The sequence below is a fragment of the Arthrobacter sp. T572 genome, from assembly GCF_056780115.1.
In genome coordinates, this window is sequence record NZ_JBRAZQ010000002.1 from 3,495,827 (window position 1) to 3,518,072 (window position 22,246).

The 22,246-nt window shown below is 64.2% G+C and carries 25 protein-coding genes; 12 read left to right on the forward strand and 13 right to left on the reverse strand.

Annotation, left to right across the window (positions count from 1 at the left end):
* Positions 1-8: 8 nt before the first annotated feature.
* The 6 genes from ACUYMZ_RS17350 to ACUYMZ_RS17375 all read left to right on the forward strand — a co-directional run bounded on the left by ACUYMZ_RS17350 (position 9) and on the right by ACUYMZ_RS17375 (position 5,127).
* Positions 9-761, forward strand: a complete 753-nt coding sequence (locus tag ACUYMZ_RS17350) for a 5-oxoprolinase subunit B family protein (RefSeq protein WP_426004079.1) — start codon at positions 9-11, stop codon at positions 759-761.
* Positions 761-1,786 carry a 5-oxoprolinase subunit C family protein gene (locus ACUYMZ_RS17355; protein ID WP_426004080.1) on the forward strand — a complete coding sequence of 342 codons (1,026 nt, stop codon included), beginning with the start codon at positions 761-763 and terminating at the stop codon, positions 1,784-1,786. The genes ACUYMZ_RS17350 and ACUYMZ_RS17355 overlap by 1 nt, the downstream gene beginning before the upstream one ends.
* 105 nt (positions 1,787-1,891) lie before the next feature.
* Positions 1,892-2,689 (forward strand): SDR family oxidoreductase, encoded by a 798-nt coding sequence (locus ACUYMZ_RS17360; RefSeq protein ID WP_426004081.1) that lies wholly within the window; start codon positions 1,892-1,894, stop codon positions 2,687-2,689.
* 44 nt (positions 2,690-2,733) lie between these two features.
* Positions 2,734-3,912 carry a pyridoxal phosphate-dependent aminotransferase gene (locus ACUYMZ_RS17365; RefSeq protein WP_442423765.1) on the forward strand — a complete coding sequence of 393 codons (1,179 nt, stop codon included), beginning with the start codon at positions 2,734-2,736 and terminating at the stop codon, positions 3,910-3,912.
* On the forward strand, positions 3,909-4,511 hold the full coding sequence (locus ACUYMZ_RS17370; protein WP_426004084.1) for a TetR/AcrR family transcriptional regulator: 603 nt from the start codon (positions 3,909-3,911) through the stop codon (positions 4,509-4,511). The genes ACUYMZ_RS17365 and ACUYMZ_RS17370 overlap by 4 nt, the downstream gene beginning before the upstream one ends.
* A gap of 28 nt (positions 4,512-4,539) precedes the next feature.
* Positions 4,540-5,127, forward strand: a complete 588-nt coding sequence (locus ACUYMZ_RS17375; RefSeq protein WP_426004086.1) for a TetR/AcrR family transcriptional regulator — start codon at positions 4,540-4,542, stop codon at positions 5,125-5,127.
* A gap of 48 nt (positions 5,128-5,175) precedes the next feature.
* Here ACUYMZ_RS17375 and ACUYMZ_RS17380 read toward each other — a convergent pair whose 3' ends face one another.
* The gene (locus ACUYMZ_RS17380) at positions 5,176-5,655 is read right to left on the reverse strand and encodes a hypothetical protein (protein ID WP_481604817.1); all 480 of its coding nucleotides are present in this window, start codon (positions 5,653-5,655) and stop codon (positions 5,176-5,178) included.
* 436 nt (positions 5,656-6,091) lie between these two features.
* Between ACUYMZ_RS17380 and ACUYMZ_RS17385 the strand changes: the two genes are divergently transcribed.
* Positions 6,092-6,604, forward strand: coding sequence for a gluconokinase (locus ACUYMZ_RS17385; protein ID WP_481604819.1), 513 nt, complete (start codon positions 6,092-6,094; stop codon positions 6,602-6,604).
* A gap of 107 nt (positions 6,605-6,711) precedes the next feature.
* Complete coding sequence (locus ACUYMZ_RS17390) at positions 6,712-7,284, forward strand: MOSC domain-containing protein (RefSeq protein WP_481604821.1); 573 nt, start codon at positions 6,712-6,714, stop codon at positions 7,282-7,284.
* A gap of 130 nt (positions 7,285-7,414) precedes the next feature.
* On the opposite strand, the gene ACUYMZ_RS17395 is transcribed toward ACUYMZ_RS17390, so the two are convergent.
* The 7 genes from ACUYMZ_RS17395 to ACUYMZ_RS17425 all read right to left on the reverse strand — a co-directional run bounded on the left by ACUYMZ_RS17395 (position 7,415) and on the right by ACUYMZ_RS17425 (position 14,536).
* Positions 7,415-7,798: a hypothetical protein gene (locus tag ACUYMZ_RS17395; protein WP_426004092.1), complete on the reverse strand. Its 384-nt coding sequence runs from the start codon at positions 7,796-7,798 to the stop codon at positions 7,415-7,417.
* Between the two features lies 1 nt (position 7,799).
* Positions 7,800-8,240: a type II toxin-antitoxin system Phd/YefM family antitoxin gene (locus ACUYMZ_RS17400; RefSeq protein ID WP_426004093.1), complete on the reverse strand. Its 441-nt coding sequence runs from the start codon at positions 8,238-8,240 to the stop codon at positions 7,800-7,802.
* A 114-nt stretch (positions 8,241-8,354) separates the two neighbouring features.
* On the reverse strand, positions 8,355-10,313 hold the full coding sequence (locus ACUYMZ_RS17405; RefSeq protein ID WP_481604824.1) for an ABC transporter ATP-binding protein: 1,959 nt from the start codon (positions 10,311-10,313) through the stop codon (positions 8,355-8,357).
* On the reverse strand, positions 10,310-12,046 hold the full coding sequence (locus tag ACUYMZ_RS17410) for an ABC transporter ATP-binding protein (RefSeq protein WP_481604826.1): 1,737 nt from the start codon (positions 12,044-12,046) through the stop codon (positions 10,310-10,312). The genes ACUYMZ_RS17405 and ACUYMZ_RS17410 overlap by 4 nt, the downstream gene beginning before the upstream one ends.
* A 72-nt stretch (positions 12,047-12,118) precedes the next feature.
* Entirely contained in the window at positions 12,119-13,066 is a 948-nt protein-coding gene (locus tag ACUYMZ_RS17415) for a helix-turn-helix transcriptional regulator (protein WP_481604829.1), read from the reverse strand.
* A gap of 78 nt (positions 13,067-13,144) precedes the next feature.
* Positions 13,145-13,849 (reverse strand): AAA family ATPase, encoded by a 705-nt coding sequence (locus ACUYMZ_RS17420; RefSeq protein WP_442423770.1) that lies wholly within the window; start codon positions 13,847-13,849, stop codon positions 13,145-13,147.
* Between the two features lie 9 nt (positions 13,850-13,858).
* Positions 13,859-14,536, reverse strand: coding sequence for an FMN-dependent NADH-azoreductase (locus tag ACUYMZ_RS17425; protein ID WP_481604831.1), 678 nt, complete (start codon positions 14,534-14,536; stop codon positions 13,859-13,861).
* Positions 14,537-14,703: 167 nt separating this feature from the next.
* Between ACUYMZ_RS17425 and ACUYMZ_RS17430 the strand changes: the two genes are divergently transcribed.
* The 3 genes from ACUYMZ_RS17430 (at position 14,704) to ACUYMZ_RS17440 (ending at position 16,594) form a co-directional block, all read left to right on the forward strand.
* Positions 14,704-15,387: an HAD family hydrolase gene (locus ACUYMZ_RS17430; RefSeq protein WP_481604833.1), complete on the forward strand. Its 684-nt coding sequence runs from the start codon at positions 14,704-14,706 to the stop codon at positions 15,385-15,387.
* Positions 15,388-15,465: 78 nt separating this feature from the next.
* Positions 15,466-15,873, forward strand: coding sequence for a winged helix-turn-helix transcriptional regulator (locus ACUYMZ_RS17435; protein WP_426004103.1), 408 nt, complete (start codon positions 15,466-15,468; stop codon positions 15,871-15,873).
* Positions 15,874-15,877: 4 nt separating this feature from the next.
* Positions 15,878-16,594, forward strand: a complete 717-nt coding sequence (locus tag ACUYMZ_RS17440; protein ID WP_481604836.1) for a thioesterase II family protein — start codon at positions 15,878-15,880, stop codon at positions 16,592-16,594.
* A 4-nt stretch (positions 16,595-16,598) separates the two neighbouring features.
* Here the strand turns inward: ACUYMZ_RS17440 and ACUYMZ_RS17445 are convergent, their stop codons facing one another.
* The 4 genes from ACUYMZ_RS17445 to ACUYMZ_RS17460 all read right to left on the reverse strand — a co-directional run bounded on the left by ACUYMZ_RS17445 (position 16,599) and on the right by ACUYMZ_RS17460 (position 19,582).
* Positions 16,599-17,210: a flavodoxin family protein gene (locus ACUYMZ_RS17445; RefSeq protein WP_426004106.1), complete on the reverse strand. Its 612-nt coding sequence runs from the start codon at positions 17,208-17,210 to the stop codon at positions 16,599-16,601.
* Between the two features lie 46 nt (positions 17,211-17,256).
* Positions 17,257-17,502, reverse strand: coding sequence for an acyl carrier protein (locus tag ACUYMZ_RS17450; RefSeq protein WP_481604838.1), 246 nt, complete (start codon positions 17,500-17,502; stop codon positions 17,257-17,259).
* Between the two features lie 86 nt (positions 17,503-17,588).
* The gene (locus tag ACUYMZ_RS17455) at positions 17,589-18,557 is read right to left on the reverse strand and encodes a beta-ketoacyl-ACP synthase III (RefSeq protein ID WP_481604840.1); all 969 of its coding nucleotides are present in this window, start codon (positions 18,555-18,557) and stop codon (positions 17,589-17,591) included.
* A complete protein-coding gene (locus ACUYMZ_RS17460; protein ID WP_426004110.1) occupies positions 18,554-19,582 on the reverse strand; it encodes an AvrD family protein in 1,029 nt (342 codons plus the stop codon). The genes ACUYMZ_RS17455 and ACUYMZ_RS17460 overlap by 4 nt, the downstream gene beginning before the upstream one ends.
* 180 nt (positions 19,583-19,762) lie before the next feature.
* On the opposite strand from ACUYMZ_RS17460, the gene ACUYMZ_RS17465 reads away from it, so the two are divergent.
* Complete coding sequence (locus ACUYMZ_RS17465; protein WP_481604843.1) at positions 19,763-20,599, forward strand: alpha/beta fold hydrolase; 837 nt, start codon at positions 19,763-19,765, stop codon at positions 20,597-20,599.
* A gap of 49 nt (positions 20,600-20,648) precedes the next feature.
* Here ACUYMZ_RS17465 and ACUYMZ_RS17470 read toward each other — a convergent pair whose 3' ends face one another.
* Positions 20,649-22,175, reverse strand: a complete 1,527-nt coding sequence (locus tag ACUYMZ_RS17470; RefSeq protein ID WP_481604845.1) for a CYTH and CHAD domain-containing protein — start codon at positions 22,173-22,175, stop codon at positions 20,649-20,651.
* Between the last annotated feature and the right edge of the window lie 71 nt (positions 22,176-22,246).

Sequence of the window (22,246 nt, forward strand, 5' to 3'; positions counted from 1 at the left end):
GAGGACCCATGAGCACGCACCCAGAGCCCGGACAGTTGCCGGACATCAAGGCCGTACCGTTCGGTGATTCCGCACTGATGGTCAGCGTTGCCTCCGGGACGGCAGGAGAACGGCAGGCGGGCAGCCGCAGGCTCCGTGAAATCCTCCTCGAGGTGCGGCCCCACGGACTGCAGGACGTTGTGGCCGGCGTCGACTCCATTCTGGTGGAGTTCGACTGCCTCACGGTGGGGCACGCCCAACTGGCGCAAACCATCCGGCTCGCGGCTGCTGGACGGTTCCACGAGGACACGGGGCACACCGATGGCAAGCACTTTGTGATTCCGCTGGTGGTCAACCAGACCTTCGCTCCGGACCTGCAGGATGTGGCCGCGGAATTGGGCATCAGCCAGGAAGCCGTCCTTGGGCATCTTGAGGATTCCGTGTTGTCGATCAACCTTCTGGCCTCGGCCATGGCACCCATGATGGGGACAGTCCGGTTCCCCGGACAGGTCAGCCGCTGCAGGGAACCACGGACCAACGTGGACCCGGGATCGGTAATGGTGGCAGGCACCAACGCCATCATCCAGCCTTTCCCGGGACCCACAGGCTGGAAGGTCATTGGGCGTACTCCCCTGACCATCTGCGATATCCGCGAAGATCCACCCACGTCCTATTCGCCCGGAGACACTGTCCGGTTCAAGGTGGTCCCGGAGTCCGAGTGGGAACGCCTGGCCGGACGGTTTCTGAGGACTGATTCGTACTCGATGGAAGGAGCACTCTGATGCCGGCCGAGCGCAGCGCTACCGTCAAGGTCCGCGAGGCCGCCTGGTTGGCCACGTTCCAGGACCTGGGCCGCGAACAGTCAGAAGCCCTCGGTGTCCCCTGCGGCGGTGCGGCCGACCAGCACTCAGCAGCCGTGGCGAACATCCTGGTGGGCAACGACCGGGCTGCCACTGCTCTGGAACTCATGGGTGGCCGGTTCGTATTCACCTCGTCCAAACCCGTCCTGATCTCTGTCACGGGAGCACCGGCGGACGTCACGGTCAACGGCAGCAAGGTCTCCATGTGGGAACCCGTCTGTGTCCCAGCCAAGGGCCGCGTGGTGATTGCGAACGCGCGCGGCGGCATGCGAAATTACCTGGCTTTCAGCGGAACCTTGGTCACTGACCATTTCATGGGCAGCGCGGCCCCCGAGGCACGAATGGGGTTCCCTCAACAAATCGCCGCGGGACAGCACCTGGAACTCGAGACCTCCTACTCGGGGTTTGAGCATCCCTACCTGACCCAGCCTCTGTTCCGCCTTCCTGTGCCCATTCCGTCGTTCGAGCACCCTTTGTGGACCATCGACATTGTGGAGGGTCCGGAGACGGACGCGGCCGTGGGCATCCGCGAGCTCCTCGCTTCCCGCGAATACACCGTCACCGCCAAGTCCAACCATGTGGGACTCCGTCTGGACGGCCCGGTGGTGCACCCCGAGGGCCTGGGAGAGATCGTCTCGCATGGCGTCCCCATCGGCGCTTTCGAGATCCCGCACGGCGACGAGCTCATCATTCTGGGCCGCTACCGGACCCTGACTGCGGGCTACCCGATTGTCGCGTTCGCCACCAAGGCCTCCTTGCCAATGTTGGGCCAGGCGCGTCCGGGGCAACGCATGACGTTCCGTTGGGTGGACCAGCACCAGGCGGTCGCGGATTACCACGAGGCGCAGCGCTTGCTGGCCGTCTTGGAGTCGCGCGTGGAGAACCTTTTCGGGGCCTTGGACCTCCCCCATCACTCCCGTCCGGCCCCGGCGCGGGCTGCGGCCTGAACATTGGCCGACCGGGGCACTTGACCCAACAGCTTCGCAAATGAGAAACTTTTCGCATATGTGACAGCTATCTCAGCACTTTCCACGATCCAAAGGAACGGAACCATGGGACTTCTTGAAGGCAAAGTAGCCGTCATTACCGGCGCAGGAACGGGCATGGGCCGCTCAACTGCGGAACTGCTCGCAGCTGAAGGCGCACATGTAGTACTGGTTGGCCGTCGGCTTTCCGTCCTGGAGGAGGTCGCCTCGGACATTGCGTCCGACGGCGGCAGCGTCCACCCGCGGGCCGCTGACATCGCGGCCAAGGACGACGTCGATTCCCTGGTCGCGTGGGTCTCCGAAACCCTCGGACCTGTAGACATCCTGGTCAACAACGCGGGCAGCGCGAGCAAGGTACTCAATGTCCGGTGGATCAGCCAGGAGGAATGGAACAGCGTCCTGGATGTCAACCTCAACGCCGTCTACCTGCTGACCCAGGCCGTCCTCCCCGGGATGCTGGCCCGCAACACCGGCACCATCATCACGGTGTCCTCGCTCGCGGCCGTCAACCCGAACCTCCTGGGCGGCGCCGCCTACGGTGCCGCGAAGGCCGCCGTCCGGAACTTCATGACCTACCTCCACAACACGTTCCGCAACGAAGGACTCCGTGCCGTCACCATCCTTCCGGGCGAAACCGCGACGCCCATCCTGGACAACCGGGCCCGGCCGCCGAAGGCCGAAGAACGCGAAGCCATGGTCCAGCCCGAGGACGTGGCCCGCGCCATCCACCTGGTAGCCACATTGCCGCAGCGCACCGTGGTCCAGGAACTGGTGATCGCGCCGACCGTCCAGCGCGACACCTCAGGGGACATCGAGATCAGCCGCTGGGCCGGCGCCCCCGCAGAAGACCACCCCCGGCGCTAAGACCGCTCCCGCCAAACTTTCCACCTATCCCGAAACAGGACCCCATGACACTTGAACCAACCACCGCCGTTGCCTCCTTCCAACCATCCGAGGCCGTGCTGCGGGTCCAGCGAACATCACTGCGCGTCCAGCAGCCGCAGTCAAAGGGCGATCTCGTGTCCCTGGCCATGGGCGAGCCGGACTTCGACACGCCCGAACAGGTACGTGCCGCAGCCGCCCGCGCTCTGGAAGAGGGACACACCCACTACTCGCCGTTGCTCGGCGAGCTGGTGCTTCGCGAGGAGCTGGCTGCCCGTATCGGCCAGCTCCTCGGCGAAGTGGCCAGCCCCAGCGACGTGCTCATCACTCAAGGCGGAACGGCCGGTCTTTCCGCCGCTATCCTGGGCATCGTCAACCCGGGCGACAAGGTGGTCATCCCCGACCCCACCTACTCCCTGTACGCAGACCTGGTCAGCATGGCCGGGGGCGAGATTGTTCCCGTTCCACTGGCCGAGGACCTGCATTGGGACCTCGATGCCCTGGCCACAGCCCTCAAGGGCGCCAAGATGTTCGTTTTCTGCAACCCGTCCAACCCCACGGGCATCGTGCACTCCCGCCAGGAGCTCGAAGCCCTCGCGGACATGGTTGCCGGAACGGACACCCTGGTCCTCTCGGACGAGGCATACAGTGACCTTGTCTACACCCCGGAGCCGTTCACCTCGGCTTTGGAAATCCCGGCACTTGCCGGAAGGACCATCTACTGCCAGACGTTCTCCAAGAGCTACGCCATGACCGGCTGGCGTGTGGGCTACCTGTGGGGACCGTCGGACATCATCGCTTCCGCAGCACGGGTGCACAACACCTTCAACGGCTCCATGAACACCGCCGTTCAACTGGCCGCGCTGACTGCGTTGAAGACCTGCGGGCCGGACATCAAACGCATGCACGCCTCCTACGCCGAGCGCCGTGAGCTCATGGTCGACGGACTCAGCAAGATCCCCGGCCTTACGGTGAGCTCCCCTGAAGGTGCCTTCTATCTGTTCCCCAAGTACGACGTGGACCTGCCGGCAGCCCGGATGGTGGCCCACTTGCGTGAGTTCGGCGTGGCAGTCCGCCCCGGCAGCGAATTCGGGAGCAACGGCGAACACCACTTACGGCTTTCCTACGCCGCGAGCGCTGAAGCGATCTCCGCCGGCGTCGAGCGCATCGCTGCGGGCCTCGCGGCACTGAAGCAGACCCCGTGACACTGCTCAACCCTCCATCAGGGCTGCGCGTAGACATGCAGCGCAACCGGATGCTTTTGGTTGAGGCGGCCGGCCGGCTCTTCGGAGCCGGCCGTTCGGCTACCATGTCCCAAATCGCCGCCGAAGCCGGCATCTCCACTGCCACTGCCTACCGGCACTTCGCATCGGTGGAGGACGCGCTCGCCGCTTACCGCTTTGAAGTGGGCCGCGAGCTCTTGGAATTCAGCCGTGCACAGTCTTCGGCCGGCCTGGAGTTACTGGAGGCTGTGTGCACCAAGTGGGTTCACTTGGTGGTCCAGCACGGCGAATCGATGATCCACACCCGATCCCCGGAGGGTTACCTTGCCCGGGTCAAGGCCGGCGCGTACTACCTGACGGTCCAGGCCGATGCTCTTGCGGAGCCCCTCAAGGAAGCTTGTCTGGACCTCGGCATCCAGCACCCAGGGGACGAGGCCCTCTTCCTCTGGAACGGTTTCTTCGACCCCCGCGAAATCAACGATCTTATCCAGAGCCTGCAGCTCACGGCCGAACAGGCCTCCGCCCGACTGCTCAGGACTTTCACGGCCGCCCTGACTGGGTGGTCCGTTTCCAGGACCTAAGCTTGAGGTGACGAAAGGGTGCCCATCAATGCGTAGTGACACACAGCGCAACCGCAGACAACTGGTCAAGGCAGCGGGCCAGCTGTTTGCGTCCCGCCGCGGCCCTATCAGCATGACGGACGTCGCCAAGCACGCCGAGATATCCACGGCCACCGCGTACCGGCATTTTCCTTCAGTCGAGGACATCCTGGCCGAGTACCGTTTTGGCGTTGGTGAGAAACTGCGCGACTTCAGCCTGAAGCAGCAGGAACTGTCCGGCGTCGAACTTTTGACCACAGTGAGCCGCAAGTGGGTGGACCTGGTCACGCGCCATGGCGGCGCCATGCTCTACACGCGTTCCGGCGAAGGCTACCTGGCCCGTCTGCGCTCCGGCGCCTTCTACCTGACCGTGCAAGCGGATGCACTGGAGCGGCCACTGCGCGAGGCGTGCGAGGAATTGGGCCTCCCGCCGATCGGCGATGAGGCCATGTTCCTGTGGAACATCCTGTTCGACCCCCGCGAAATCCTGGACCTCATCAACACTGTGGGGCTGACCAAGGACCAGGCAACGGCCCGGCTGATCGCAGCCCTCAAGGGTGCACTGTCCGGTTGGAGCGCCGACCGGGAGCAGGCGTAGATATTCCGTAACAGGGAAAGCCGGACCCGCGGGTCCGGCTTTCCCTGCCTACAGTGTTTCCGGCCTGATAAGTTCGCGGATCCGCTCTGCCGGCAGGGACGTCAAAGCGGCGACCCGGAAGATGTCCAGGCTGCCCTTTTGGAGCCCGGCCAGGACATCGCGGCGGAGTTGCTGCACGCACTTGTCCTTGTCTTCCAAGGCGGCATTGAGTTGCCTCACGATGGCGGCAAGGCCCGCGAGGTGCCAATCCTGCTGCGCCCCTGAGAAATGGAGATCCTGGTAGGCGCCGCCGAGCCTTTTGACATCGGTTGCCCGGATTCCCACAACGGCCGAAACCGCGGCGAGGGACACTTTGTCCGCCAGCGCGGCCGCAATAGCCTCATTTCGGCGGTTCAGGAGCATCCGCACATGGCTGTCGATGCGGGCGCGCGAGACCCGGGACTCTGTGAGCCTCAGCTCCAGCGAAGTGAGCCGGGGCTTATGGGCGGTGGTCCGTCGGCGCGGCCTGGCTTCAGCTACGTAGGTCACGGGGCGTGAGGCCGTGGACCAGATGCCACACGATGGCCGTGTTGCGGTGCGTGGGCATGATGCTGCCCTCCAACACCTGCAGACCCGGCCCCGTTTCACCAACCGGAGCCCACAAGCCGCTGACCGGGCAATGGGTTCCGGTCCCGGCCACGTACCGGCACCGGTGTGAATGACCTTGCGATTGTTCTCCAACGATGCGTCGCATCACGTGCCTCCGGGGTCTGGGGAGTTTGCTGGAAACTCCGGGAAATCTGATGGTTTAAGCGTATGTCCGGCATCACATAAAAGCAAGAAACTTTTCTCATTTGCTTAAGTTTTCTCATAGCTTGAGGCGCGGCCACCCCCCTTGACCTCCCCTCGAAATACTGCGAACCTTTTCTCAAGTATGATTTTTGCCATGCCCGTCCGCGATGGCGCGAACCAAAGGAATATCCATATGAGCACCACTCCCCTGCCACCCCTTGTAGTCATGGGCGTCTCCGGATGCGGCAAATCAACCATCGGCTTGCTATTGGGCGCGCAGCTGGGCATGCCGTTCCAGGACGGCGATGACCTCCATCCTGCGGCAAACAAGGCAAAGATGGGCGCGGGCATCCCCCTGGACGATTCCGACCGCAAACCCTGGCTGGAAGAGATCGGGCGCACGCTGCGTGCATCAATGGATCAGGGCGCCCCGTCGATCATCGCCTGCTCCGCGCTGAAGCGCAGCTACCGCGAACTGCTTCGCACCCACGTTCCCAACGTGGTGTTCGTCCACCTGCACGGCGACCGTGAAACCCTCCTGGCCCGGATGAACGCCCGCGATCACGAGTTCATGCCATCCAGCCTCCTCGACTCGCAACTGAGCACACTGGAACCCCTGGCTGACGACGAAAAGCACGTACTTGCCGACTTCAACCTTGCGCCTGACGTGCTCGTCGAGAAAATCTCCGGCCAGCTCGCCGCTTAGTTTCGCGGCGCCCAGGCAGGCCAACCACTGCGCGGGCGGCCGCCGTCGTCGGCTTGCCGCAGACGGGGACCTGTGCGCGCCGGCGGCCGGACAGCTAGCGTTGAGGGATGGTCACTGAATACAGGTACGACGTCGAGGTGCTGCACCTTGTGGTGTCGCCCGCCCACGCCTACTTTGGCCGGGCGCGGGAAGGAGCTGCCGACGTTCCGACGACCGATGCCCCCGCTGCCGAGCTTGTTGCGGGCAAGGGGATCGTGGGTGACCGGTTCTTCGGCAAGGCCGCCCACATGGACGCAGCGGTGACGTTGTTCGCCGTCGAAGCCCTTGAATCGATCGCCGCAGACCTCGGTGCCGGCCCCTTCGATCCGCTGTTGACGCGCCGGAACGTGGTGATCCGCGGGGCCGAACTGGCTCCGTTGCTGGGACACGAATTCACCCTGGAGTCCGCAGGCGATTCCGTGGCCTTAAAGGCCGGACGCCCAGCGCACCCCTGCGCCTGGATGGACACCATGCTGGCACCCGGCGCCCACAAAGCGATGCGTGGAAGGGGTGGAGTGAGATGCCAGGTGGTCTCCGGTGGCCTGCTCCACCGCGGTCCAGCCGTGCTGGTCAGCCCCGTCCCTTTGGACCCCTCCCGCGCCGGGGACGCCACGGCGTTGAGGCCCTCGAGGCTGCCGTGATCCCGAGGCGCCTACCGCAACGACATACTTTGACGCCAGGCAGGTGCCAAAACAGCCACAGCCAGTTGGAAAGGGTCGATACGCGGCTCAGCGTTGGTCGGGAAGGCGTGCCCCGTTTGAGACTGGAAGATCAGCGGAAGTTGCGACCGGGCTCGGTCTCGTTCGGATGGCCTGTTTCCACACGCTCAATGAGCACGCGGCCTGGACCTTTGCCCTTCTTGACCGGCGGGATCACGGCGTACCAGATGCGGCCACCGTGAGAGAACTTGTACTGATAACGGTCATGTTCCAGACCTTGGTAAGTCAGGCTCCGGAACCCACCCCGAAGTATGTAGCACAGCCCCGGCTGTTCACGGCCTGGATTCGTCGTGAGGTACTCCCAAGCCTCGGCGAGGCTATTGCGAGCGGTTGCTTTAGCATCTTGCCAACCCTTCTCCGCCTCACGGGTTATGAATTGCAGGACGAAGTCCGTGCTTTTCGACGGCCTGGGAACGCCGTCCGTTCGCTTCGCCAAGCTACGGCCCCTCGAGAATGACCGGCTGATCCAGATAGTTCAGGTCCGCACTGCCGACAGGGATCCCTTCTGCTGCGGCCGCGGCCGTGGCCTCCCACGAGGAAATCACTACGCCGAGCCGCCCGAAAAATCCAACAGCAGCGCATCCACGGGCTACCTCCACGACCTCGCCAGCGAACTCGTCCTGCTCAGCCCGGGTCAGGAAGGTGAGCCATGGAAAAGGCACATGGAGTCGTTGGACAAAGTCGCCTTCCCCGAGGGAAGCGGCAATCAGGGCGGAAGCCAACTGCAGACCGTGGCGGTCGTTGCGGTGATCACTTGCCTTGGAGACTATCAAGTCTTCTTTGCCGCGCCGCGTGACGACGATGTCCCCTTCGTCGATGTGGGACAGAACTTCCTTTGGCTCGCGCAGAAGCTGCGTGAAGGTTGCTGTTGTGGTCATAGGAAAATTTTATCTGATAAACATCAGATAATCACCTGCTTGTGACATCCACTCATAGCCCCGGACGATCAAGAAACTGCGGTCATTCTCCGAGGGGCCACCGACCGCGAAACCTCACACTTCCGCCGCCGGCGCCGCGAACTGGGCCTCGTACAGCCGGGAGTACGCTCCGCCGGTGGCCAGCAGTTCCGCATGCGTCCCCTGCTCCACGATCTGCCCGGCTTCCATGACCAGGATGAGGTCGGCGTCCCGGATGGTGGAGAGCCGGTGGGCGATGACAAAGCTGGTGCGGTCGGAGCGCAGGGCATTCATGGCCTTCTGCACCAGCACCTCGGTACGGGTATCCACGGAACTGGTGGCTTCATCCAGGATCAGCACCGACGGACGGGACAGGAAGGCCCGGGCTATGGTGAGCAGCTGCTTCTCCCCTGCCGAAACGTTGCTGCCCTCATCGTCCAGGACGGTGTCGTAGCCCTCCGGGAGCGAGCGGACAAAACGGTCAACATGGGTGGCCTGGGCAGCCTCCATAATTTCGGCTTCGGATGCCGAGGGCCTTCCGTAGGCGATGTTGTCCCGGATGGTTCCACCGAAGAGCCAGGTGTCCTGCAGGACCATGCCCATCCGCGAGCGCAGTTCCTGCCTGGACATGGTGGCGATGTCCACGCCGTCCAGGGTGATCCGGCCGCCGTCGAGTTCGTAGAACCGCATCATGAGGTTCACCAGGGTGGTTTTGCCCGCCCCGGTGGGCCCAACGATGGCGATGCTCTGGCCGGGCTCGGCCACCAGGTCCAGGTTCTGGATCAGCGGCTTGTCCGGGGAGTAACTGAAGGAGACGTTCTCAAAGACCAGTCGGCCCCGACCCGTGCCCGGGGAAGAATCAACAGGTTCCGGTGATTCCTCTTCTTCGTCCAAGAGGGCAAAGACCCTCTCCGCGGAGGCAACTCCGGATTGCAGCATGTTGGCCATGGACCCCAGCTGGGCCAAGGGCATGGTGAATTGTCGGGAGTACTGGATGAAGGCCTGCACGTCGCCCAGCTGCATGGCCCCGGCAGCCACTTGCAGCCCACCCACCACGGCGATGCCCACATAGACGAGGTTCCCAATGAACGTCATGGCCGGCATGATGAGGCCGCTGACGAACTGGGCGCCGAAGCTGGCCTGGTACAGCTCGGCGTTCTTGGCCCGGAACTTCTCCTGCACCTCGTTCTGCCGCCCGAACACCTTCACCAGGGCATGTCCGGTGTAGGTTTCTTCGATCTGGCCATTGAGCTCACCGGTGTTTTTCCACTGGGCCACGAAGAGTTTCTGGGACCGCTTGGCGATCAGTACGGTGATGCCCAGGGTCAGCGGAATGGTCACCAAGGCGATCAGCGCCAGCAGTGGCGAGAGGATGAACATCATCACCAGCACGCCCAGCACCGTCAGGAGGGAGGAGACTACCTGGCTGATGGACTGTTGGAGGCTTTGGGAGATGTTGTCGACGTCGTTCGTCACCCTGCTCAGCAGCTCACCACGCTGGATGGAGTCGAAGTACCGCAGGGGCAGCCGGTGGATTTTGGCTTCGACCCGCTGCCGCAACCGGTAGACGGTCCTCTGCACGACGCCGTTGAGCACATATGCCTGCATCCAGCCGAACGCCGCGGCCAGGACATACAGCGCCAGCGCCCAGAGCAGCACCGATGACAGGGCGCTGAAATCTATTCCGGTTCCGGGCGTCAGGGTCATGGCGCTCAACATGTCGGCCTTGGCCCCTTCACCGGAGGCACGCAGCCCGGCGATCACATCGGCTTTGGAAACGCCGGCGGGAAGTTCTTTGGATACGACGCCGGCAAAGATCAGGTTGGTACCTTCGCCCAACAACCGTGGGCCGATGACGCTCAGGGCTACGCTGACCAGGGCAAACACCAGGATCAGGACCAGCCAGAGCCGCTCGGGCCGCAGGGTGCCCAACAACCGCCGGGCGGACGCGCCAAAGTTGGACGCCTTCTCCGCGGGGATATTCATGCCGGCGAACGGGCCACCCCTGCCGGGTCCCATGGGCGGGCGTTGCGGACCCCGGGTCATTGTGCTCATGCTGCCTCCTCCGCTGCGAGCTGGGAGGACACAATTTCCCGGTAGGTTTCCGACGTTTCCAGCAACTCCTGGTGAGTTCCCTGCCCAACGATCCTGCCGCCGTCGAGCACCAGGATCCGGTCCGCGTCAGCGATGCTGGAGACGCGCTGGGCGATGATCACCAGCGTGGCGCCGCTGGTGTGCTGCTTGAGTGCGTGGCGCAGGCGGGCGTCGGTGGCCGTGTCCAGGGCGGAGAAGGAGTCGTCGAAGATGTAAAGCTCGGGCTTCTTGACCAGGGCCCGGGCAATGGCAAGCCTTTGCCGTTGCCCGCCGGAGACGTTGGTCCCGCCCTGCGAGATGGGGGCGTCGAGACCGCCTTCCATCTGCTCAACAAAGTCCCGTGCCTGGGCTACCTCGAGGGCCTGCCAGAGTTCGTCGTCCGTGGCGTCGGGCTTTCCATAGAGCAGGTTGCTGCGGACCGTGCCGGAGAAAAGGTACGGCTTCTGGGGCACCAGGCCAATGTGGCCCCATAGCTGGTCCGGGTGAAGCTCACGGACATCCGCACCGTCAAGCCGCACGGATCCGGACGTCGCGTCGAAGAGCCTCGGCATCAGGTTCACCAACGTGGTCTTCCCCGCCCCGGTGCTGCCGATGATCGCCGTGGTCTGCCCCGCCAACGCAGTGAATGACACACCACTGAGGACCGGCTGCTCGGCACCCGGGTAGGCGAATCCGACGTCGTGCATTTCAAGCTGGCCGCGGCGGCGGCCGGTGTGGGAAACAGGGTTCGACGGCGGCCGGACACTTGAGTCGGTCTGCAGCACCTCGCCGATCCGGTCGGCGGAGACCGACGCCCGGGGAATCATGACGGCCATGAACGTGGCCATCATGACGGACATGAGGATCTGCATGAGGTAGCTCAGGAACGCGATCAAAGTCCCTACCTGCATGGACCCGTCCCCGATCCGGAATGCCCCGAACCAGATGACCGCCACGCTGGAAACGTTCATCACCAGCATGACCACGGGGAACATGAGCGCCATCAAACGCCCGGCCCGCAGCGCAACATCAGTGACGTCGTCGTTGGCTTTGCCGAACCGGGCCGATTCCATATCCTCCCGCACGAAGGCCCGGACCACGCGGATGCCGGTCAGTTGTTCGCGGAGGACGCGGTTAACGGCGTCGATCCGCACCTGCATCTTGCGGAACAGCGGCACCATGCGCGTCACGATCACACCGACGCAGACCAGCAGCACGGGCACGCTGACCGCGATCAACCAGGAGAGCTGGGCGTCCTGCCTGACCGCCATCACCACGCCGCCGATACTCAGCATGGGTGCCGTGACCATGAGGGTGCACGACATCAGGACCAGCTGCTGCACCTGCTGGACATCATTGGTGGAACGGGTGATCAGCGAGGCTGCGCCGAACCGGGTGACTTCCTGTTCGGAGAACTTCCCCACGCGGCTGAAGACCGCTTCCCTGAGATCCCGGCCCATGCCCATGGCGGCTTTCGCGCCGAAGTACACCGCAATGACGGCGCAGGCGATCTGCAGGAGTGTTATCAGCAGCATGAGCCCGCCCATGCGCAGGATGTAGCCGGTATCACCAACGGCCACGCCATGATCGATGATGTCCGCGTTGAGCGTCGGAAGGTACAGGGAGGCGACGGATTGGGCCAGTTGGAAAACGACGACGGCGACCAGCAGCCGCTGATGTGGCCGCAGGAAACGAACAAGAACCTTCCAGAGCATGGGATCTCCGAGCTTCCAGCAATAAACCGAAGGCCAGTTTACGTCTGGTTGCTGCGGGCAACCAGCGGCAGATCAGACGACGGCTTTCCGCTCCAGGGACACCAGGGCCGACTGCGTCCCCGTGCCGCTCTTTGGCAGGTAGGTAAACAGCCGCAGGGCCGGGAACTGCGGTACTCCCAGCACCATCGGCGCGAAACTCAGCCGACCAAGCAGCGGGTGGTCGTACACCACGTCAACATGGTAGGAATCGCCCACCACCTGGCGCTCCCACAGCTCGCGGAAAGCATCCGAAACGCTGCACAGTCCGCGGGCCATGGCATCAAAGCGTGGGTCGTCCGGGAACTTGGCCGACTGCGCCCGGAACTGCGCCACCATGGAACGGGCCATCATCTCCTTGTGCACGTGCGGTTTGGCGAGCTCCGGATCAGTGAAGAACCGCTGGAGGCAGCTTTCGCCCACGCGCGTATCGAACGTGTCCGCGGCGGCTGTATTCATGACCACGACGGCCCAGAACGGATCGGCGATGTAGCTCGGGTTTTCCATGGCATCCACCAACTGCTGAAGCAGGGCAAGCTGGGTGCCTTCCAAGCCTCCGGCTCCAGTGTCCCGCCAACCAACGCTCCGCGGGCTGCCACCCCCCGCATCGGACACCGGGCGCCGCCCCGAGGCAAGAAGCATGACGTATGCGCGGTCCTCGGGGCTCAGTTGCAGGGCGGTGGAAATCGCGTCCAGGATCTCCTCCGAAGCACCGATGGCCCGGCCCTGTTCAAGCCACGTGTACCAGGAGACCCCCACATTGGCCAGGACGGCGACCTCTTCGCGCCTCAGTCCGGGAGTCCGGCGTCGAGGGCTAACGGGCAGCCCAACGTCCTCCGGACGTGTCTGTTCGCGCCTGGCCCGGAAGAACTCGCCCAAGCGGGCGTGGTTGGAACGGGTCCGGTGCGCCTGAGGTTTGTCCGGCGGCAGGCTCCGGCCGCCGGGCGTGAGCTTTTCCGTGATGGGGGGTCTATCGGCAGGCATGGGGTCTCCAGTTAATGGCCAGCGTCCGGCCGTCCACCCTTTGGTGGACGGCCGGACGGAGAGTCGGACGGTTCCTGGTTACTGCAGGACCCGCTCTTTTTCGGAGCGGACATCCAGCTGCGCATACTCCTCGGATGCCAGGCGGGTGGCATCCGAGGGACTCATGCGCGGTTCGAGGTTGAACAAAGAGGCGATCTGCACCAGCCGTTCCTCAACTGAACCTGACACGACGTGGAACGGAATACCGAGCTCGTCCATGGTCTCCTGCAGGATGGCGTCCGACATGTTCCGGAACTGGTCGTTCACCGGACGGTGACCGTCGGCCGAGAGCGGGAGTTCGTTCTTGAGGTGGACAAAGACATCGAAGGAGCCCTTGACGTGCCGCTTGAAGCTGTTGCCGAGGCTGGTCATGACCTCCTCGAAGAATGCCAGTTCCGGCGTCTTCTCCACCGTTTCGCCTGCCTTCAAGTGCGCGGATGCGCTGGGGTTCAGTCCCAGGGAGACACGCACCGAACCGTAAATCCATTCCTGGAGGGACGAACCGTCGGAGATGAAGCCGTCCGAGAGCCGGTCTTCGTAGACAGCGCGCTCCACGTGACGCGTGACGATCATCTGGATGAGTTCCGCAGCCGTGCACTCCTCCAGGGTCTTGCCCGGCGCCGCCTCGGGAAGGATCTCCCGCATGGTCCTGGCCCGCGTCCGGGGAAGCCCGGTGTAGTGGGACAGCGCCATGGACGTGAAGGTCTTGCCCGAGGAATAGGTACCCGAAATGCCGATACGCACGCAGGCCTCCTAGTCGTTGACGAGCTGGAGGGCACCCACGGCGCTGAGCTTGCCGGCAAACTCGATGGCGGCGTCGCTCAGGTCCGCTTCTGCAACCTGGCGGGTGCCTTCGACATCCGTGTTGAGGACCGTCGGAGCGAAGCGCACGTGGGTTGCGTCCTCGATGCCTACGAAGTTCAGCCAGTCAGCGAAGAAGGTGCTGCTGAAATCGGAACCGAAGGCTGCAGGGACACCCGGAGCGTAGACGCCGCTGGTGTGGATGGCGAGGGCCTGCTTGCCTTCCATCAGGCCGCGGTAGCCCTGCTCCGGATCGAAGCCGAAGCTCCAGCCGGGCTGGGTGATGATGTCGATCCACTGCTTGAGGACATAGGGCACGCCGGAGTTCCACATGGGAATGTTGAAAACATACGCGTCTGCGGCGGCGAACTGGTCAAACACAGCCCGGGCGGCTTCCCACGCTGCCACCTGCTCAGGGGTCTGGTCCTGGCCGGTGAAGACAGCCATCTTCGCCGCAGCGGCGATCCGGCCGAAAACGGGGAGCGCACCGTCATCGAACAGGTTCAGTGTCTCCAGCTCAAAGCTCTCCGGACCGGCAGCCTGGACGGAATCGATGAAGTGCCGGGCCAGCCGCAGGGAGTCGCTGTTGGCGTAACGCGGGGAGGCATTGACGTGGAGGATGGTAGGCATGTGCTTCCTTTCGAGGCTTTGCTGCGGGGACGCTTTGTGCCCCGTCATCGATCCTCACCCGGTGCTGCGGACCTGCGTAAGAACGCACTTTTTTGTGCCTAGGGCACTTCGAAGTGCCCTCCCCTGAAGGGCTTCCCATCACCGGACCGCGCCCTAGGATTCTTCCTGTGGAAGAATCCCGAACCTCCCGGTCCTGTGGGCAGGCCAACGCCGCTCAAGCCGTCTACACGGACATCGACGGCACCGTCACCGCCTACAACACGATCTTCGAGTTCCTCCGTTTCGATGCAGCGCGCCAGGGCCGCAGCGCCGAAGCGGAGGATTTCCTGGCCGGACTCAGGTCATCAGCCGCGAACGGTGTGCCGCGTTCAGTAACGAATGCCCGGTACTTCCGTTGGTGGAGCGGCCGTGCCGTGGACGGGATCCGGCACCTCGGCGGGCTGTGGGCCGACTCCCAGGCCGGCTCGCCGGACGACTGGGCTTTTCTTGAGCCAGTGGCCTCACTCCTGGATGCCCACGCCGCTGCGGGGCGGCAGTTGGTGGCCGTCACGGCATCGTTCGCGCCGGCCTTGGAGCATGTACGACGGCGGTGGCCCACCTTGGAGCTGCTGTGCACGGAACCGGTGGTCACCGACGGCCGGTACACCGGCGGTATCCGCGAAGCACTGGTTGGTGAAGCCAAGGCGCGCGCTGTCCGGAGGCACGCAGCTGTGTCCGGTGTGGACCTGGACGCAAGCTACGCCTACGGGGACCACAGCTCGGACCTTCCGTTCATGGCCCTGGCCGGTGAGTCGATGCTGGTCGGTGGGCGGCTCATGCCTGCCGCGGAGGTGCCGCCGGTTAAGGTTTGAGTCGTTGTTTCCCGGACTGTCACACGCCCCAAGTAAGCTGTGCCCAGCAGTCCACTTGATGAGGAAAGTATTGGGGAAATGACTCTCACGGCTGAACAGAAGCGCCAGAAGGCCCGGAAGCACTACAACGCTTCCCTGGACCTTTGCCCCGCGCGCCAACTCCTTGAAGCGATCAGCAGCAAATGGGTAACCCTTGTCATGCTCGCCCTGGAAGGCGGCCAGCAACGGCACAGCGACCTTCGCAAGAAAATTCCGGGTGCCAGCCAGAAGATGCTGACGTCCACACTCCGGTCACTTGAGCGTGACGGTCTGGTGCTGCGCCATGTCACCGTGTCCGTGCCCGTTCGTACTGACTATGAGTTGACTCCGCGGGGCCGGTCGCTCCTGCGGATCATCTTCGACATGAAGGAATGGGCCGAGGAACACATGGACGACGTCGCCGCTTCCCGGCTCGAGCACGACCGGCACCGGCTGGCCTTCAGCTAGCGGCATGCACCTGTTTTGCCTGCACCACGCGGGCGGAACCACTGCAAGCTTCGCTGGGTGGCGCTTCCAAGGAGTCACCGTTACCAAGGCCGGCTACCGTGGCCGGAACTTTGCATCGTTCGGAGCGGCGGCTGACTCCATCGCAAGCCGGGTTCAGGAATCCCGGTCTCCGCGCATTGCGCTGTATGGGCACAGCATGGGTGCCGTGCTCGCCTTCGAGGTGGCGCTCCGCCTCCAGGAGTCCGGCACCGTGGCGCACGTTTTCCTCGCAGCCGCCCGGCCGCCGTCGGGCTTCCTGCCGGTGACGCCCGACGCCGGTGCTGCCGCCACCGGAAAGGTCCCCGCCGCCGTATGGGCGGATGCCGTCCTGGCAGAGCCGGGTGTTTCCGGCACGTTGTCGGAGCGTGCCCTGGAGGTTCTCCAGGAGGATCTGGCACTTCTTGGCAGCTACCAAGGCAGGCCACCGGCGCGCCAACTGGAAGTGCCTGCTACGGTCCTGGTGGGCCGGGACGATCCCGTGGTGCCGGCGTCGGAATCGGCGCGCTGGGCTGATTGGTGTACGGCGGCTCCGCCGGTGGTGGAAGCCGGGCGTGGCCACCTTTTTCACGTGGGCAACCCCGCAGTGATGAGGCTGGTGGAAACGACCCTGGCAGAGCCCTACCAGGACCAGGGGGAACAGCAGAAAGCCCGGCGACACCGGATGTCACCGGGCTTTCCGTAGCGGTTCAGGCCCCCGCGCTGACCAGTTCCCGTTCCAGCGCGGTCTTACCGGCCGCGAAGACAGCGGTGATCTCCGCCACCCGGCGGCCCAGATGCTCAGCCGTTGCGATGTCCGCCGGATGCACGCCGTCAACACCGACGTCGGAGAACGTCTGTGCGGCGGCCCCGTTGAAGTAGCCAAAGCGGTTGAGGTCGTTTTCCGTACCCTTGGTGCTCTTCCAACCGGGCAGGAGGCCCAGGTTGATCCAGTTCATGCCGTGCTGGGCACCGAATGTAGCGAAGTAGTCCAGCGTGGAGTTCTTGTCTCCGGCTTTGCACGCTGCGTTGGTGAAGCCGGCCCCGAGCTTGTCATGCCATTTCTGGACGGCCCACCGACCGGCGGTCTTTTCGGCGAATGCGTGGAACGCTGCCGGTGCGGTGCCCATGTAGGTGGGGGCACCAAAGATGATGGCATCAGCCTCGTCAAGGAAATCCCAGGCTTCCTGGTCAAGTTCATCAACGCGCAACAGTGCCGTGGTGGCACCGGTGGCTGCGGCAGCGGCCGTGACGGCATCCGCCAGGACTTTGGTGTGGCCCGAGCCTGAATAGTAGAGAACTGCGATTGCGGGAATGGTCATGGGTGTCCTTGCTGTGTTGTGTGGTTGTGGGCGGTGGCAGAGGTGGTCAGAGTGCGGGTTGCAAGGCCAGTTTGCCGGTGACCAGGTTGGCGGCCTCACGGGCAGTTCCTGCTTCCGTGAGTTCGAATTCATCAACGCGGACGCCGAACTTGTTGCTGATGATCACGGCCGCTTCAACCAGTGAGAGTGAGTCGATGTCGAGGTCTGCGAAGGCGTCGTCCGGTCCCATATGGCTGAGTTCGTCCATGGTGGACCGGATAGCCTTGATGACGTCCAGAGCGGTGATTTCCATTGTTCTTCCCCCTTTTCAGTGTGCCGGGAGCAACCGGCGCCACGGTGGTCCTGCGCGGCCCCGCCGGCAGGAGTTGGCAGCCGTCCCTAGTGCGGGTCGACCACCGAGATTGATGGCCAGGTCATGGCTATGGCTCCCCAGGTGGTGCCTCCGCCGAAGGCCGTGAGCAGCACCCTGTCTCCAGGTGTCCGGTGTCCTTTGGTGGCGGCGTCGGTCATCGCCAGCGGAATGGAGGCAGCGGACGTATTGCCCACCCTGTCCAAATGCACCTCCGCTTTGGCGGCCGGGATCCCGGCCACGGAGGCCACGGCGTTCAGGATCCGGAGATTGGCCTGGTGGGCTATCAACGAATCGACCTCCGCAGCAGTCCAACCTGCAGAGTCCAGCACGGTCTGCAGGGATCCGGACATGGCGGTGACCGCCTGGGTGAAGACTTCCTTGCCCTGCATTTCAAAGAATGAACCGGCGCCCCGCGGAACCTGGATCAGGGATTCCCCGTCGCCGTCCGCATGCAAGGTGGAGGCGTGGATGGCTCCGGGCTGGTCCGGAGTGCCCGCGGCAAGGTACGCCGCCCCTGCCCCGTCACCGAAGATCACGGACGTGGTCCGGTCCGTTGGATCGAGCAGCCGCGTGAACGTGTCGGCTCCGATCACCAGCGCAGAAGAGGTTGACCCCGACTCAATGGCCCATGAGGCAGTAGCCAGGGCGTACACGAATCCCGAACACACGGCCGAAATGTCGAAGGCTGCGACCCCATTCAACCCGAGGTTGGCGGCAACCTTTGGTGCCGTGGCCGGGCAGACTTTGTCCGGCGTCGAGGTCGCCACAATCACCAGCCCCGCAGAGTCGACCCCGGCACTTGCCAGGGCGCGTTCTCCCGCAAGGGTTGCCAGCACGCTGGTGCTCTCTGTTTCATCGGCGTGGCGGCGCTCAACGATTCCCGTCCGGCGCCGGATCCACTCGTCGGTGGTGTCCATGACGGCCGAGAGATGGTGGTTGGTGACCACCTTTCCCGGCAGGGCACCACCAAGGCCCCGGACAACAGCAGTACTCATTTCACTACCCCAACGGTCGCAGGGACGCCAGCCGCCACGGGAAGACGGTGGGCGACGCTGCAGACGACCTCGCCGCCGTCGAACGTTCCCACGACGTCGGCGCAACGCCACACTCCGCCGTCTTTTTCGATAAGGCGGCTCTTCTTCAGCCGGACCGTCAGTTCAGTACCCTGCCCGCCCCCGATTTTCGGGCAGGGAACGTTGAGGGTGATGCGGGTCCGGCGCATCCACAGTGTGTTGCTGTTGGCCCGGTCCATGGAGTCCAGCCGGTACAGGAGGACTTGCCCCAGTTGCAGCGACCCTACAAAGTACTCGACGGCGGACAGCGCCTGGGGGTACGCAGCTTCCAACCCGCGGCGGTCACCCAAGTTCCGGCCCAGCGAAGGTTGTTCGCGGAAGGACAGCCCGGCCCGGGCGTTACCGTCACCGTCCAGGACCACGTCCAGCAAGGAGACCTGCCGTTGGGCCCACAGTTGCCCGTAGAGACGCGAACCGGCCTCACCCACCAAGGCCTCTTCTGTCGGAGACTGGACTGAGGCAAGCCCCAGCCCGGCCGGCTGATGGTCGATTTCCAGCACCGCGCCCATGGACGCCACGGAGCACCGGATCACCGAGCCTGCCGCCCCGTCTTCAAGGGTTGCCCGGCATTCAAGGTCGCCCAAGAGGCCTTCCACCGGTTCGCTGCCTCCGGAGATGGTCACGGAGGCCAGCCGGGCCGTCGGCAACAGATCCGGGGAATAGCGGCTGGCCAGCAGGGCCTCGGCCATTCTGCACGCCAGGACCAGGACGTCCGTGGTGCCAAGATGCGGAACCTGTTCCGAGTTTCCTTTGACGGACCAGACGCCGTCCAGGCCCAGTGCGGCGCGGGCCGTCAAGGTGGATTCTGCCAGGGTGTGGACTACCCGGAGGGAACTCAGCCGGGGATTGGTGGACTTATAGCCATGGCTGAAGAAACGGCGGCTTCCGTCACCCAGGAGCTCGTCGATGGAAGCGTAGCTGCTGGTGGGACGCAGGGCGAGTGGCATGGGTCTTCCTAGGATCGTCATCGGCGGTGATCCAAGAATCCACCGGGGCGCCGGCGGCAACCAGTGTGCGCCGATGCTGTTGGTGGGAACACCACCCTGCCGGGATCCTGCACAGCGGGTTGGCGGGCCACGTAGGCTGGAAACGTTCCACCCCAGAACCGCTATGAAGGGACCGAAGTCTTGGCTTACATCACCGTCGGAAACGAAAACAGCACTGAGATTGAGCTCTATTACGAGGATCACGGGTCGGGACAGGCAGTGGTGCTGATCCACGGCTATCCGCTGGACGGCTCGTCATGGGAAAAGCAGACTGCTGCCCTGCTGGACGCCGGGTACCGGGTCATCACCTATGACCGCCGGGGTTTCGGAAAGTCGGGCAAACCCACCGTTGGCTATGACTACGACACGTTCGCGGCCGACCTCAAGACCGTCCTGGAAACCCTGGACCTGAACGACGCAGTCCTGGTGGGCTTCTCCATGGGTACCGGGGAGGTTGCCCGCTACATCAGCACCTACGGTTCAGCCCGCGTAGCCAAAGCCGTGTTCCTTGGTTCGCTGGAGCCGTTCCTCCTGAAGACCGACGACAACCCGGACGGCGTTCCGCAGGATGTCTTTAACGGTCTGGCAGATGCCGTGAAGGCGGACCGGTACGCGTTCTTTACTGACTTCTTCAAGAACTTCTACAACACGGAAACGTTCCTGGGGACCGAGCGGCTCAGCCAAGAGTCCTTGGATGCCAGCTGGAACCTGGCGGCAAGCTCGGGAGCCTTCGCGTCCGTCGCTGCCCAGCCCACGTGGCTCACGGACTTCCGGGCCGATATCCCCAAGATCGATGTTCCGGCCCTGATTGTCCACGGCACGGCAGACAACATCCTGCCGATCGACGTCACCGGCCGCCGTTTCAAGGAAGCTTTGCCCAGCGCCGAGTATCAGGAGATCGAAGGCGCCCCGCATGGCCTGCTGTGGACGCACGGAGCCGAGATCAACCAAGCGCTTCTGGCCTTCCTGAAGAAATAGTCCCGGGGAGAAATTGCCCTCCGGGGCCAGGTTCCGGAGGGCTAATTCCTTACTTCTTGAGGCGCAGTTTCCGTGCTTTCTTCTTGCCGCGCAGGTACTCCTGCTGGGCAGCATCGGCTGCTTGGCGTTCGGCAGCGTGGAGGACACCGTAGGTGAAGGCGGCGTTTCCCACGCCCGGCGCCGAGCCGAGTTTCAGCAGCTCCGCGCGTGCCACGGCGCTGTCCTGGTGTTCGCCGAGGACCGTCTGGATCCCGTGTGCTGCGTCAGCCATCTTCCGTGCCGGCTTTCCGTGCACGCTTTCCACGGCAGAGGCAGCGAACCGCAGTTTTTTGGCAGCCTTCCGGACCTCGTGGAACGCCAGGTCGCGGGAAGGCCCGACGGCGGCACCCACCGCTGCGTCATGGCGTTTGGCTACGCGCTTGGCGGCTTTGTTGACGTACTTGGCGGTGGTTTTCCGCGCCGGTCCGGTTCCTCCCGGAGCTACCGGTGGAGCGTCAAGGAACGCTTCAAGCTTGTCCAGGAGACGGAAGTACCTAGGGCTGTTGAGCCGTGTACGGATGGCAGCCAGGGCGGTGTCGGCGCGGACTTTCATCCGTTCATCAAGTTGGGCCTGCAGGGGTCCCAGTACAAGCTTCACCGGCAGGTCGTCCAGGTCCTTCCGGAGCCGGGCATGCAGCACCTCAACGTCACGGTAGCGGCCCAGGGTCTTGGCCAGCGATTTCAGCTCGGATTCGAGTTCGGCCACGGGGGCTGCCTTGAAAAACTTGCGGTAGCTGCGCAGCACAGAACGCAGGCGCCTGGTCAGGGTCCGCATCTGGTGGACTGCGTCGTCCCGGTTCATCCGGACGTGGGCATCTTCAAAGAGGACCTTTGCCAGCAACCCGTCCAGATAGTTAAGCACCGGAACCACAGCCGGGCCCTTGGGCCGGGGCACTTCCCGGCCGCTGCCCTTGGCAGGAGGCAACGTATCGCCCAAGGCCGTGGCAAGCTTTGAGGTCCGTTCACTGGGGCGTGCGCCGGTTTGGACGAGGCGGGTAGCTACTGCGTCCAGCAGGGCATCGTCGTGATCCCCGACCGCCCCGTTCAGCTCCACTTCCCACTCCCGCCACTCCTGTGGAGCAGGGCTGTCGTGGGCGGGGCGCGCCACAACGTGGTCGTCCACGAACTCGGCCAACCGCTGGTCATCGTCGCTGTACAGTGCGTACGTTGTGCGCTGGGTGTCCAGCGTTGCCACCGGCTTGAGTGCGTGTCCACGCGAAAAGGCCAGCACCCGGTCGAGGAGTTCCACGGGTACGGTGTCCACTTGGCCCAGCGGCGCCTGGATTTCTGTTCGACGCCCTGGGCTGTGGGGAAGCTTGAGGTGCCATCCGGCGTCGGGTCCTCCGGTACGCCGCCGAAGCGTGATGCCACGGGCTGCCAGAGCCAGGTCCCGCGTATCGAAATAGACGGCCTCAAGGGTGTGGGTGGCAGGGGAACCGACGCGTGCGACGCCCTTCACCCCCGTGAGGTCGGGAAGCGGAGTGGAGGTATCGGCGTCGAACTTTCTTTCTGCCTCAACCGTGCTGGAAGCTGCCATGGGCGTAATCTCCTCACTGCGCATTTCCGTAGGGCGCCCGCGAGGGCCGGCCCGTTCGTTGGCCGGCCCTC

Excerpts from the sequence above, each read along its gene's own strand:
- ACUYMZ_RS17350 (WP_426004079.1), top strand. The coding sequence starts at position 9 with ATGAGCACGCACCCAGAGCCCGGACAGTTGCCGGACATCAAGGCCGTA.
- ACUYMZ_RS17355 (WP_426004080.1), top strand. The coding sequence starts at position 761 with ATGCCGGCCGAGCGCAGCGCTACCGTCAAGGTCCGCGAGGCCGCCTGG.
- ACUYMZ_RS17360 (WP_426004081.1), top strand. The coding sequence starts at position 1,892 with ATGGGACTTCTTGAAGGCAAAGTAGCCGTCATTACCGGCGCAGGAACG.
- ACUYMZ_RS17365 (WP_442423765.1), top strand. The coding sequence starts at position 2,734 with ATGACACTTGAACCAACCACCGCCGTTGCCTCCTTCCAACCATCCGAG.
- ACUYMZ_RS17375 (WP_426004086.1), top strand. The coding sequence starts at position 4,540 with ATGCGTAGTGACACACAGCGCAACCGCAGACAACTGGTCAAGGCAGCG.
- ACUYMZ_RS17385 (WP_481604819.1), top strand. The coding sequence starts at position 6,092 with ATGAGCACCACTCCCCTGCCACCCCTTGTAGTCATGGGCGTCTCCGGA.
- ACUYMZ_RS17390 (WP_481604821.1), top strand. The coding sequence starts at position 6,712 with ATGGTCACTGAATACAGGTACGACGTCGAGGTGCTGCACCTTGTGGTG.
- ACUYMZ_RS17400 (WP_426004093.1), bottom strand. The coding sequence starts at position 8,240 with ATGACCACAACAGCAACCTTCACGCAGCTTCTGCGCGAGCCAAAGGAA.
- ACUYMZ_RS17405 (WP_481604824.1), bottom strand. The coding sequence starts at position 10,313 with ATGAGCACAATGACCCGGGGTCCGCAACGCCCGCCCATGGGACCCGGC.
- ACUYMZ_RS17410 (WP_481604826.1), bottom strand. The coding sequence starts at position 12,046 with ATGCTCTGGAAGGTTCTTGTTCGTTTCCTGCGGCCACATCAGCGGCTG.
- ACUYMZ_RS17415 (WP_481604829.1), bottom strand. The coding sequence starts at position 13,066 with ATGCCTGCCGATAGACCCCCCATCACGGAAAAGCTCACGCCCGGCGGC.
- ACUYMZ_RS17425 (WP_481604831.1), bottom strand. The coding sequence starts at position 14,536 with ATGCCTACCATCCTCCACGTCAATGCCTCCCCGCGTTACGCCAACAGC.
- ACUYMZ_RS17435 (WP_426004103.1), top strand. The coding sequence starts at position 15,466 with ATGACTCTCACGGCTGAACAGAAGCGCCAGAAGGCCCGGAAGCACTAC.
- ACUYMZ_RS17440 (WP_481604836.1), top strand. The coding sequence starts at position 15,878 with ATGCACCTGTTTTGCCTGCACCACGCGGGCGGAACCACTGCAAGCTTC.
- ACUYMZ_RS17445 (WP_426004106.1), bottom strand. The coding sequence starts at position 17,210 with ATGACCATTCCCGCAATCGCAGTTCTCTACTATTCAGGCTCGGGCCAC.
- ACUYMZ_RS17450 (WP_481604838.1), bottom strand. The coding sequence starts at position 17,502 with ATGGAAATCACCGCTCTGGACGTCATCAAGGCTATCCGGTCCACCATG.
- ACUYMZ_RS17455 (WP_481604840.1), bottom strand. The coding sequence starts at position 18,557 with ATGAGTACTGCTGTTGTCCGGGGCCTTGGTGGTGCCCTGCCGGGAAAG.
- ACUYMZ_RS17460 (WP_426004110.1), bottom strand. The coding sequence starts at position 19,582 with ATGCCACTCGCCCTGCGTCCCACCAGCAGCTACGCTTCCATCGACGAG.
- ACUYMZ_RS17470 (WP_481604845.1), bottom strand. The coding sequence starts at position 22,175 with ATGGCAGCTTCCAGCACGGTTGAGGCAGAAAGAAAGTTCGACGCCGAT.